Origin of the sequence: Polaromonas sp. DSP2-3-2b2, assembly GCF_049895905.1 — a bacterium.
In the GTDB taxonomy this organism is placed as follows: Bacteria; Pseudomonadota; Gammaproteobacteria; order Burkholderiales; family Burkholderiaceae_C; genus Polaromonas.
On record NZ_JAFCTH010000004.1, the window covers coordinates 94,241 to 106,277 of the forward strand.

General features: G+C 65.7%; 7 protein-coding genes. 5 read left to right on the forward strand and 2 right to left on the reverse strand.

The window, feature by feature from the left end; genetic code table 11:
- The first annotated feature begins 30 nt into the window (after positions 1 to 30).
- Genes flhB through ACP7AD_RS05585 form a run of 5 tightly spaced genes read left to right on the forward strand, consistent with a single transcriptional unit; the run spans position 31 to position 7,187 of the window.
- The gene (flhB, locus tag ACP7AD_RS05565) at positions 31 to 1,173 is read left to right on the forward strand and encodes a flagellar biosynthesis protein FlhB (RefSeq protein WP_426145388.1); all 1,143 of its coding nucleotides are present in this window, start codon (positions 31 to 33) and stop codon (positions 1,171 to 1,173) included.
- Positions 1,170 to 3,260, forward strand: coding sequence for a flagellar biosynthesis protein FlhA (gene flhA / locus ACP7AD_RS05570; RefSeq protein WP_426145389.1), 2,091 nt, complete (start codon positions 1,170 to 1,172; stop codon positions 3,258 to 3,260). The genes flhB and flhA overlap by 4 nt, the downstream gene beginning before the upstream one ends.
- Positions 3,257 to 5,707 carry a flagellar biosynthesis protein FlhF gene (gene flhF / locus ACP7AD_RS05575; protein WP_426145391.1) on the forward strand — a complete coding sequence of 817 codons (2,451 nt, stop codon included), beginning with the start codon at positions 3,257 to 3,259 and terminating at the stop codon, positions 5,705 to 5,707. Before flhA ends, flhF begins: the two co-directional genes overlap by 4 nt.
- Positions 5,692 to 6,390 (forward strand): MinD/ParA family ATP-binding protein, encoded by a 699-nt coding sequence (locus ACP7AD_RS05580; RefSeq protein ID WP_426145392.1) that lies wholly within the window; start codon positions 5,692 to 5,694, stop codon positions 6,388 to 6,390. Before flhF ends, ACP7AD_RS05580 begins: the two co-directional genes overlap by 16 nt.
- Before the next feature lie 53 nt (positions 6,391 to 6,443).
- On the forward strand, positions 6,444 to 7,187 hold the full coding sequence (locus ACP7AD_RS05585) for an RNA polymerase sigma factor FliA (protein WP_426145515.1): 744 nt from the start codon (positions 6,444 to 6,446) through the stop codon (positions 7,185 to 7,187).
- A 547-nt stretch (positions 7,188 to 7,734) separates the two neighbouring features.
- Here the strand turns inward: ACP7AD_RS05585 and glgX are convergent.
- Positions 7,735 to 9,822 (reverse strand): glycogen debranching protein GlgX, encoded by a 2,088-nt coding sequence (glgX, locus tag ACP7AD_RS05590; RefSeq protein ID WP_426145393.1) that lies wholly within the window; start codon positions 9,820 to 9,822, stop codon positions 7,735 to 7,737.
- Complete coding sequence (gene glgB / locus ACP7AD_RS05595) at positions 9,819 to 12,008, reverse strand: 1,4-alpha-glucan branching protein GlgB (RefSeq protein WP_426145394.1); 2,190 nt, start codon at positions 12,006 to 12,008, stop codon at positions 9,819 to 9,821. Before glgB ends, glgX begins: the two co-directional genes overlap by 4 nt.
- Between the last annotated feature and the right edge of the window lie 29 nt (positions 12,009 to 12,037).

Consider the following 12,037-nt stretch of genomic DNA (forward strand, 5'->3'; position numbering starts at 1 on the left):
CGGCTTTGCGTCTGAAGCTTCGGAGCATTGATGGCGGAAGAAAGTGATCTCGAAAAAACCGAACCGGCCTCGCCCCGGCGGCTGGAAAAAGCCCATGAGGAAGGGCAGGTTGCGCGCTCGCGGGAACTCGGAACCTTTGTGATGCTGTCCACCGGGCTGGCCTGCCTGTGGGCCAGCGGCGGCCTGATGGCTGACCACCTGGGCAGCGCGCTGCGCAACGGCCTGCAGTTCGAGCGCGCCTCGGCCTTCGACGCGTCGCACATGATGGTGCAGGCCGGCAGCACCATCGTCCATGCGCTGCAGGCGCTGGCGCCGCTGCTGGCCGCCATGATGGTGGCCGCGCTGGTCGCGCCGATGCTGCTGGGCGGCTGGCTGCTCTCTGGCAAGTCGCTGATGCCGAAGTTTTCCAAGCTGAACCCGATCGCCGGCATCGGCCGCATGTTCTCGACCGAGACGCTGGCCGAACTGATCAAGACCCTGGTCAAGTCGCTGCTGGTCGGCTACCTCGCCTGGTGGGTGATTTCGGGCAACCTGCCGGTCATCATGGGGCTGATGAGCGAGCCGGTGCACGAGGCGCTGGCGCATACCCTGGAGCTGGTGGCCAAGACCTGCGCGCTGATCATCGGCTCGCTGCTGCTGGTGGCGGGCATCGACGTGCCCTACCAGCTCTGGAGCCACCACAAAAAGCTGCGCATGTCGCGCGAGGACTTGCGCCAAGAGCAAAAGGAAAGCGACGGCGACCCGCAGGTCAAGGCGCAGATCCGGCGCCAGCAGCAGCAGATGGCCAAGCGCCGCATGATGGCCGAGGTGCCCAAGGCCGACATCATCGTCACCAACCCGACGCATTTTGCCGTCGCCCTCAAATACAGCGACAAGGACATGCGCGCGCCGCGCGTGATTGCCAAGGGCGCCGACCTGGTGGCCTTGCGCATCCGCGCGCTGGCGCAGGAGCACAACATTCCGGTGTTGGAGGCGCCGCCGCTGACGCGCGCGCTGTTCCGCCACACCCGGCTGGATGCCGAGATTCCGGTCGCCCTGTATGCCGCCGTGGCCGAAGTGCTGGCCTGGGCCTACCAGCTGCACCGCCAGGCCAGCGAAGGCGGCGCCTTGCCGCCAAGGCCAAAGAACCTGCCGGTGCCTGAAACACTCGATACCGAAGGAAGCCCGGCATGAGCGCGATGGATTCACTGAGGCGGCTGCCAACGATGCTGATGGGCGCCGACAAGGGCAAGGGCCTGGTCGGCCCGGTGCTGATCATCCTGATCCTGAGCATGATGGTGCTGCCGCTGCCGCCGTTCCTGCTGGACCTGCTGTTCACCTTCAACATCGCGCTGTCGATCATGGTGCTGCTGGTCAGCATGTACACCATGAAGGCGCTGGACTTTGCCGCTTTTCCGGCGGTGCTGCTGTTCACCACGCTGCTGCGCCTGTCGCTCAATGTCGCGTCAACCCGCGTCGTGCTGATGCACGGCCACACCGGCCCGGACGCGGCCGGCAAGGTCATCGAAGCCTTCGGCCACTTCCTGGTCGGCGGCAATTTCGCCGTCGGCGTGATGGTGTTCATCATTTTGGTGGTGATCAACTTCATGGTCATCACCAAGGGCGCGGGCCGCATTGCCGAGGTGGGCGCGCGCTTCACGCTCGATGCCATGCCGGGCAAGCAGATGGCGATTGATGCCGACCTGAACGCCGGCCTGATCGGCGAGGACGTGGCACGCAAGCGCCGCGCCGAAGTCTCGCAGGAGGCCGATTTCTACGGCTCGATGGACGGCGCCAGCAAGTTCGTTCGAGGCGATGCCGTGGCCGGCCTGTTGATCCTGGTGATCAACATCATTGGCGGCCTGATCGTCGGCGTGGCCCAGCACGACATGAGTTTCGCCGAGGCGGGCACCACCTACACGCTGCTGGCCATCGGCGACGGCCTGGTCGCGCAGATTCCGGCGCTGGTCATTTCCACCGCCGCCGGCGTGATCGTCTCGCGCGTGACCACCGACGAGGACGTCGGCGGCCAGCTCACCGGCCAGCTGTTCGCCAATCCGCAGGTGCTGTTCCTGACGGCCGGCGTCATCGGCATGATGGGCATGATTCCGGGCATGCCGAACATCGCCTTCCTGTTGATTGCCGGCGGCCTGGTCTGGCTGGGGCGGCGCGTGATGCAAAAAGCCGCCGTCAGTACCTTGGCAATCGCGGCAGCGCCCGCGCCCGCACCTGCGCCGGCCGAATCGCAGGAAGCCAGCTGGGACGATGTGGCGCTGGTCGATCCGCTCGGGCTGGAAGTCGGCTACCGGCTGATTTCGCTGGTGGACATGGCGCAAAACGGCGAACTGCTCGGCCGCATCAAGAGCATCCGCAAGAAGTTCGCGCAGGACATCGGTTTTCTGGTGCCGGTGGTGCACATCCGCGACAACCTGGAAATCAAGCCCAACGCCTATGTCGTCAAGCTCAAGGGCGTCGAAATCGGGCGCGGCGAAGCGACGCCCGGCCAGTGGATGGCGATCAATCCGGGCCAGGTCAGCGCCTCGCTGCCCGGTACCCCGACCCAGGACCCGGCCTTCGGCCTGCCGGCCATCTGGATCGACGCCAGCCTGCGCGAGCAGGCGCAGATTTATGGCTACACCGTGGTCGATGCCAGCACCGTCGTGGCCACGCACCTGAACCACCTGATCCACACGCATTCGGCCGAACTGCTCGGGCGTCAGGAAGTGCAGCAGCTGTTAGATCGCATTGGCAAGGAGTCGCCCATGCTGGTGCAGGACCTGGTGCCCAAGGCGCTGTCGCTCACCAGTGTGCAGAAGGTGCTGCAGAACCTGCTCGACGAGAGCGTGCCGATCCGCGACATGCGCACCATCCTCGATGTGCTCGCCGAGCATGCGCCAGCGGTGGCCGACACCACCGAGTTGACCTCGCTGATCCGGCTGGCGCTGGGGCGGGCGATCATCCAGGACCTTTACCCCGGCAACGAGCAGTTGCAGGTCATCGGCCTGGACAGCTCGCTCGACCGCATGCTGCTGCAGGCCCTGTCCAACAGCAATGGCCTGGAGCCCGGCCTGGCCGACAACCTGCTGCGGCAAACCCAGGAGGCGATGGCGCGCCAGGCGCAGCTGGGCCTGCCCGCCGTGCTGGTGGTGCAGCATCCGCTGCGGGTGTTGCTGGCGCGCTTTCTGCGCCGCAGCCTGCCTGAGCTCAGGGTGCTGTCGCATGCCGAGATTCCTGACACCCGCACCATCCGCGTCACCGCCACGATTGGAGGCAAGTCATGACCAGCAACCAGCCAGCAGCGGCGCAAACCCTTGCCATCGTCGCGCCTTCCATCCTGAAAGCGCTGCGGCTGATGCGCGAGCAACTGGGACCCGATGCGTTCATTTTGTCGAGCACCGTGACCGCCGACGGGGTGGAAATCGTCGCTTCGCTGGAGGAGCCCGCCGCTGCCCGCCTTGCGGCGGTCGCCGTTCCGCTGGTGCTTGCAGCGCCGCCTTTACGCGCACATCTGCCGGTGCCTGCCGTTTCACCCGCGCCCCTGGCTCCGGCCGATGCGGCCGATACCGCAAGAGGCGACGCCAGCGTGCTGCGCGAAATTCATTCCATGCGCGGCATGATCGAAGAGCAGCTCGCCGGCCTGGCATGGAACAAGACCCAGCGGCGCGACCCGCTGCGCGGCCAGCTGCTGCGCACCTTGCTGGGCGCCGGCTTCAGCGCCCGCCTGGCCAGAGACCTGCTGGCCGACCTTCCGGCCGGCCTGAACCATGCCGGCGGGCTGGACTACCTCAAGTCAGCCATGGCCAGCCAGATGCCCATGCTGGAAGACGAAGATGCGCTGATGAACGAAGGCGGCGTGTATGCCCTGATGGGGCCGACCGGCGTGGGCAAGACCACCACCACGGCCAAGCTGGCGGCGCGCTGCGTGATGCGTTTCGGGGCTGAAAAACTTGCGCTGATCACCACCGACAGCTACCGCATTGGCGCGTATGAGCAGTTGCGCATCTATGGACAAATCCTGGGCGTGGCGGTGCATGCGGTCAAGGATGCGAGCGACCTGGACGCGGTGCTTGCCAGCCTGCACGACAAGCACATGGTGCTGATCGACACGGTCGGCATGAGCCAGCGCGACCGCGCCGTGTCCGAGCAGATCGCCATGCTGTGCGGCGCCAGCCGCCCGGTCAAGCGCCTGCTGCTGCTCAATGCGGCCAGCCATGGCGACACGCTCAACGAAGTGGTCAAGGCCTATCGCCGCGATGCCCAGGCGCCAGGCGGCAGCGGCCTGGCAGGCTGCATCCTGACCAAGGTGGACGAAGCAACGCATCCTGGCGCGCTGATCGACATCGTGATCCGCCACCAGTTGCCGGTCCACTATGTCTCCAGCGGGCAGAAGGTTCCCGAGCACCTGATGCTCGGCGACCGCAAACGCCTGATCAACAGTGCTTTTGAAGCCAAGAGCCAGAGTTCACTGTTTATTCCGGGTGAAGCCGATCTTGAAGAGCAATCCTCGGCCTTGCGGGACCATGCCAAGGTGGCGGCGGCCGAAGCCGTCAGCGAGCGCCTGCGTGCGCAGTGCCAGCAGCTGATCAAGACGCTGGCGCACAACGCCCATGAATTGACTGCCAGCGCTGCAGCCCTGTCAGGCGCCGATATCGGCTTTGACCAGACCCGCGCGCTCTGGCGACAACTGTCCGGTGATGCCGTGGGCGAAGAACAATTCCTGCAGACGATGTTGAGCCGCGCCAAGGCTGACAGCCAGGCCGCATGCAAAGATTACATACTGGCAGTCACTGGCCTGGCCGGGCCGGACCTGCCGCAAAGGCCAAGCCAACGCAGGCGCATCACCGCCTTGCTGTCCGACCGCACCGGCCTGCCTTTTGCAGCGATGCCCTTGACGCCGGCAGGAAGCGCGAAAGCAGGCAAAAAGCAGTCTGGCGGCACCTGGCCGGATGAATTCGACAGCAAGCCCTTCATCTACCTGTTCGATAGCCAGACCACATCGGAACAGATTCAGGAATGGCAATCCGTCGGGTTGCGCTGGGTGGCGTCCGCGCCGGCCAGTCTGCAGGTGGAATTCGCCTCCGACAGTCCTTTGGCAACGCTGGCGGCCCTGGCTGCTGCGCTGGCATTCAGTCCAGCCGAACCCGTGGTGTTCAAGGGCCGCAAGGCATTCCTGTCAGTTGCTGAAATGCGCGTTCGGCTGCGGGCCGATTCCAGGACCGCCGGTGCGCCAGAAGCGCCCACGGTGCGCTGCGTGGTCAGGCGCATAGCCGATGCCAGCGGTCAGCAGCTCGAGCAGGGTTACCTGCTGGCGAGCCCGGACATCCTGGCCGAACCCCGGAAAATCGCGCAATGGTCTGGCTGGCGGGGGGCCTGCGTGCCGTATTTCAGCCTGCTCAAGCAGGCCGTCCAGCAACTCGAAGCCAGCCAGTTGCCGCTTGAGACAACAGTGCTCAGGAAGCTGCTGATTGCCGCACAAGCCGCCATCACGGTGTTTGGCCTGCAGCAGGCGAAGCAGGGCTGGGCCGAAACGGCGCGCAGGGTCATGGCCCAACTGGCCGGCCAGGCGCTCCGGGCAGACCGGCCGGTTCCGGGCCGCGCCTTGCTTGAAGGACTGGGCAAGCTGTTTGTGCTTCTGGATGCAATGGAAACCGGCGAGGTGGCTTCAGCGCCCGCCGTGGAGCCGGCGGCCGACAGCGAGACAAGGAGCGGGTTGTGGAAAACCCAGTAATGGACCAGGCCGACGGGCTGCGGCGGCTGATGGCCGGCAATACCGCACGGCGTGTCACGCTGGTCGATGCCGCGACTGACACCGGCGCCTGCAGCGTCGCGCTTAACCTGGCGGCAGCCCTGGCGCAGCAGGGCCGGGACGTGCTGCTGCTGGACGAGCGCAGCGGCCCGCAGCGGGCGCCGCCGGCGCGCGGCGGCCGGCTGGTGCTGGTCGATGCCGTCGTGAACAGCGACGGCGCGCTGTCGCCGCTGGCCGCCAGTGCCGACCACATCGTGGTGGTCTGCGCGGCCAGCAGCGAAGCCATCACGCAAACCTATCTGTGCATCAAGAAGCTGCACTATGCGCATGCGCTGGCGCACCTGCGGGTGCTGGTCAACGAGTCCGCCGACCCGGCCCAGGCCCAGCGCCTGCTGGCCAACCTGGCTTCCACCGGCAGCCGCTACCTTGGCATGGCGCTGGAGCCTGCCGGATTTGTCAGGGCCGATCCTTTTTTGGCGCAGGCCCGGCGGCTCAACCTGAGCGTCGTCCAGGCCTTCAGCGCCAGCGCCGCCGCCCGGGACTTCTTGCAGATTGCCTCGGACCTGGTGACCTGGCCGTGTCCGGCGGCAGCGGACCGCACGCCCCTTCAGTTTTCCAGCCAGAAAGCGGGCCATGAAATTCAGCCATCGGCCGGTCTGCACTGAAGCAGCGGCCCGAAACCCCTATCAGATTGTCAGAAATGCAGGATTCCTCCTCGATGTACACATGCCAGGGAAAAATCGATACCGCCGGCACCGCTGGCCTGCTGACGCAATATGCCCCCCTGGTGCGGCGCTTGGCGCTGCAGCTGATTGCCAAGCTGCCGGCCAGCGTGGACCTGGACGACCTGATCCAGGCCGGCATGATCGGCCTGCTCGATGCCATGGGCCGCTACCAGGACGACCAGGGCGCCAAGTTCGAAACCTACGCCGGCCAGCGCATCCGGGGCGCCATGCTCGATGAACTGCGCGCCAACGACTGGGTGTCGCGCGGCCTGCGGCAGTCTTCGCGCGGCGTGGCCAAGGCCATCCAGTCGCAGGAGCAAAAGCGCGGACGCCATCCCACCGAGGGCGAGATTGCCGCCGAGCTGCAATTGCCCTTGCCGGCCTACCAAAGCCTGCTGCAGGAAATCCAGGGCTGCCAGCTGGTCTATTACGAGGACTTTGACCGCAACGAGCAGGAAAACACCTTCATCGACCAGCACTGCGGCAGCAAGCACGACGGCGGCGCGCAAACCGGCGACCCGCTGGCCAGGCTGCTGGAAAACGGCCTGCGCCAGCGCCTGATCGACGCGATCGACGCCGTGCCGGAGCGTGAGCGCCTGCTGCTGAGCCTGTACTACGACGAAGAACTGAACCTGCGCGAGATTGGCGCTGTGATGGAAGTCAGCGAGTCGCGGGTGTGCCAGCTGCACAGCCAGGTGATCAGCCGCCTGCGCGGCTTGCTTGCCAAGTCGGATTAGCGGCCAGCCTTTGGCCGCCAAGCTGCTGCGAAGCCGGTCGGGAAACTTTGGTTGCTATGAATTAAATAGCTGCTTATGCCCGTGCTGCTTGCGCTGAAGCCATATTTTGCTTGAAAAATGTAGCTGCCAACGCTTTCGATTTGATCGCTGTGTCGTTTGTTGATTGCCTTTGGCTTTGGCTTTGGCTTGGCGGGTTCTTCTGTGATTTTAAGTTTGGAGCGCCTTCCCGGCGGGGGTAACCTTCTTTTCTGGCAAAAAAGAAAGTTACCCCCGCCTGGCAGGTGCTCCACACCCAAAAACCCAGGAAAAGCAGGAAAAAGAGACCGCAGCCCCGCGCTTCGCCAAGCGAACGCAACCCTACACATCTTCAAGCAAGGCCAACACCAAGGACCGGCAAAGCCGTTGACCTGCGGCGAGGTAAGTAGTTACAACTTATATGCCAAAAAGGCTTCTAGCGCACTATGGGTATGCACAAGCAGCTATGAATTCAGTAGCAATTCAGCTGCCTGCCTTGAATGTCGTGGTGAAAGGTCCGCATGATGTTTTCCTAAAAGCGCAATTGGGTTCCGGCGGCCACCAGCAGCATCAGGCTGCGAGCGCCCAGCCGCAAGGGTGATTCGCCCTGTCCCTCCCAGCGGGTCAGGCCGCGCGGGTGCGCCGTGTCCAGCACCGCCTGCCAGACGCCGGCGGGCAGCATGAAGTCATGCGCGTCGGCACCGGGGTTGACCAAGAGCAGCAGCGGCGTCCGGGCCCGGCCCGGCTGGCCGATCAGGCAGCCCAGCACACGCTCGCTGTTGTCGTTCCAGGCCTGGCCCTGCAGGGCCTCGCCGCTGCTGTGCAGCCACGACAGGTCATGCAGGCCCAGCGTGTCAGTCAGCCCGCTGTACCAGTGGTTGCCAAAGGGCAGGAACTGGCGGCGCAATGAAAGCACCCAGGCGGTGAAGTCGATCAGGTCGTCGTCAAGCCGGGTCCAGTCGATCCAGGTGATCTCGTTGTCCTGGCAATATGGGTTGTTGTTGCCTTGCTGGCTGTGGCCGAGTTCGTCGCCGGCGCACAGCATCGGCGTTCCCTGCGCCAGCAGCGTGGTCGCCAGCAGGGCGCGCTGCAGCCGGCCGCGCAGGTCGTTGACCAGCGGGTCGTCGCTCGGCCCTTCGGCGCCGCTGTTGTGGCTCAGGTTGTGGCCGTGGCCGTCGCGGTTGTTCTCGCCGTTGTCCTGGTTGTGGCGCTCGTTGTAGCTGACCAGGTCGCGCAGCGTGAAGCCGTCGTGCGACACCACGTAGTTGACCGACACGGCTGGCGCCCGGTTGCGCAGCTGATAGAGGTCGGACGAGGCGCACAGGCGCAGCGCAAAGTCGCCGCGCGAGCGCGCGCCGTCGTCGTCCTGCAGCCAGAAGCCGCGCATCACATCGCGGAAATGGTCGTTCCACTCCAACCAGCCGCGCGCAAAGTTGCCGACCTGGTAGCCGCCCGGGCCGATGTCCCAGGGCTCGGCAATCATCTTGACCGTTGAGAGCACCGGGTCCTGCGCCACGGCGGTGAAAAAAGCGCCGCCCGGCTCAAAGCCATGGTCGCCCCGGCCCAGCACCGGCGCCAGGTCGAAGCGAAAGCCATCGACATGCATGGCGCCGACCCAGTAGCGCAGGCTGTCCATGACCAGTTGCAGCACCCGGGGCTGGCGGATGTCCAGCGTGTTGCCGCAGCCGCTGTGGTTCTCGAACGCGGCGGGCGCGCCGGGCGGATGGCGGTAATAGCTGGCGTTGTCCAGGCCGCGAAAGCTCAGGGTCGGGCCGCTGCCATCTGTTTCGGCGGTGTGGTTGAACACCACGTCCAGCAGCACCTCGATGCCCTGCGCATGCAGGGTCTTGACCATGGCCCGGAATTCATCGCGGGCTGTCAATCCGTCCTGGCCGGACGCCAGCCTGGAGCTGGCCGCAAAGAAGGCCAGCGTGTTGTAGCCCCAGTAGTTGCGCAGGCCCATGCCGGCCAGCCGTTCCTCATCGAGCGCAAAGTGAACCGGCAGCAGGCTGACGCTGGTCACGCCCAGGCGCTGCAGGTGCGCCACCGATGCCGGATGCGCCAGCCCGGCGTAGCTGCCGCGTAGCGCTTCAGGCACTTGCGGATTCAGTTTCGAGAAACCCTTGACGTGCAGCTCGTACAGCACCGTGTCCTGCAGCGGCACGCCCGGCGGCTGGTCGCCTTCCCAGTCAAAACGGTCATGCACCACCCGGGTCTTGAGCGCGGTGGCGGCGTTGTCACGCGTGTCCATGTGCAGCGGATGCTGGCGGTCGGCGCCGAAGTATTCATCGCGCCATTCGAAATCACCGACGACCTCGCGGGCATAGGGGTCGAGCAGCAATTTATGCGGGTTGAACAGGTGGCCCCGGTCGGGCCGCCACAGGCCGTGGGCGCGCAGGCCGTAGACCAGGCCGGGCGCGGCGCCGGGCAGGTAGCCGTGCCAGACATCGTTGGTGTGGGCGGGCAGCATCAGGCGGCTGGTTTCGAGACTGCCGGCCTCGTCGAAAAGGCACAGCGCCATGGCCTGCGCATGGGCTGAAAAGACAGCGAAGTTCACGCCGTGGCCGTCCCAGCTGGCGCCCAGCGGCCAGGGCCGGCCGGCAAGCAAGGCCGGCTTCATGCGGTCCATTCGAGGAAGACCGTCGCCAGCGGCGGCAGCGTCAGCAGGACGGAGTGCGGCTGGCCGTGCCAGGGCACCGGCTCTGTCGTCGCGGCGCCCAGCGGCGTTCCCTGGTTGCTGCCGCCGTAATGCGCCGAGTCGGTGTTGAGCCGCTCGCGGTATTCGCCGGGCTGCGGCACGCCGATGCGGTAGGCCGTCTGCACCGTGGGGGTGAAGTTGCAGGCCACCAGAATCAAGCGCCGCGCCTCCAGGCCACGGCGCACGAAGCCGAGCACCGAATGCGCCGCATCCTGGTGGTTCATCCATTCAAAACCGGCGGGCACGAAGTCGAGCTCGAAAAGGGCCGGGGTGGTGCGGTAGAACTGGTTCAGGTCGCGCACCAGCCGGTGCACGCCCACATGCCGTTCATCGTCCAGCAGGTGCCAGTCCAGGCTGCGGTCGTGGCTCCATTCGCGCATCTGCGCAAATTCGCAGCCCATGAACAGCAGCTTCTTGCCGGGGTGGCCGAACATGAAGCCCAGGTAGGCGCGCAGGTTGGCGAATTGCTGCCAGGGGTCGCCGGGCATCTTGCCCAGCAGCGAGCCCTTGCCGTGCACTACCTCGTCATGCGAGATGGGCAGCACGAAGTTTTCGCTGAAGGCATAGGCCAGGCCGAAAGTCATTTCGTTCTGGTGATGCCGGCGGTATACCGGATCGCGCGCCATGTACTGCAGCGTGTCGTGCATCCAGCCCATGTTCCATTTGTAATGAAAGCCCAGGCCGCCTGAAAAGGTCGGGCGCGACACGCCGGGAAACGAGGTGGATTCCTCGGCCATGGTGACGGCTTGCGGCCGCTCATGGCCAATCACCTCGTTCATGCGCTTGAGGAAATCAATGGTTTCCAGGTTTTCGCGCCCGCCTAGCCGGTTGGGAATCCATTCGCCGGGCTTGCGGCTGTAGTCGCGGTAGAGCATCGACGCCACCGCATCGACGCGCAGGCCATCGACGCCGAAGCGCTCCAGCCAGTACAGCGCATTGCCGATCAGGAAGTTGCGCACCTCGGTGCGGCCCAGGTTGTAGATCAGCGTGTTCCAGTCGTTGTGGAAGCCTTCGCGCGGATCGGCGTATTCATACAGCGGCGTGCCGTCAAAATTGCCCAGCCCGTGGGCGTCGGTCGGAAAGTGCGCCGGCACCCAGTCGAGCATCACGCCGATGCCCGCCGCATGGCAGCTTGCAACAAAGCGCGTCAAGCCCTCGGCATCGCCGAAACGCGACGTCGGCGCGTACAGGCCAACGGGCTGATAACCCCAGGAGCCGTCGAACGGATGCTCGCTGATCGGCAGCAGCTCCAGGTGGGTAAAGCCCATGTCCAGGGCGTAGGGCACCAGTTGCGCGGCCAGCTCGTCCCAGGTCAGCCAGCGTTGCAGGCCGCTGGCCGGATCGTCGATGCGCCGCCAGGAACCGAGGTGGACTTCGTAGATGCTCAGCGGCGCGTCCAGCGCGTTGGCCTGCTGGCGCGCGCTTGACGCGGGCTGGCGCGCCGGCATGCTTGAGACGATGCTGGCCGTGGCGGGGCGCAGTTCGGCTTGGCGCGCATACGGGTCGGCGCGGGCCGGCAGCAGCTGGCCGTCGGCCGCGAGGATTTCGAACTTGTACCGGGCGCCCAATTCGACGCCGGGCAGGAAGATTTCCCACACGCCGCACTCGCGCCGCAGGCGCATCGGGTGGCGCCGGCCGTCCCAGGCATTGAAGTCGCCGACCACGCTGACGCGCGCGGCATTCGGCGCCCACACGGCAAAGCTGGTGCCATCCACGCCATCCATCACCCGCTGGTTGGCGCCCAGGATCTCATAGGGCCGCAAATGCGTGCCTTCGCCGAGCAGCCAGACATCCATTTCGCCCAGCACCGGCCCGAAGCGGTAGGGGTCTTCGATCACGGCGGTCTGGTAGTTGTCCCACTGCACCTGCAGGCAGTAGGCGCCTAGGGTCGGCAGCGCCAGCAGGCTTTCGAAAAATCCGTCGGGATGCTGCTGTTCCAGCGTGCCGATCGGGTGGCCTGAATCGGCATCGAGCACCTCGACCCGCCGGGCGCTGGGCAAAAAAGCGCGGATCGACACGCCGCCATCGTCCGCATGCGGCCCCAGCACCGAGAACGGGTCGCCGTGGCGGGCATTGCAAATCAGTTCTATCTCTTGCGGGTTCAGCATGGAACTGTCCTCGGGTGCGGTCAAAAAAG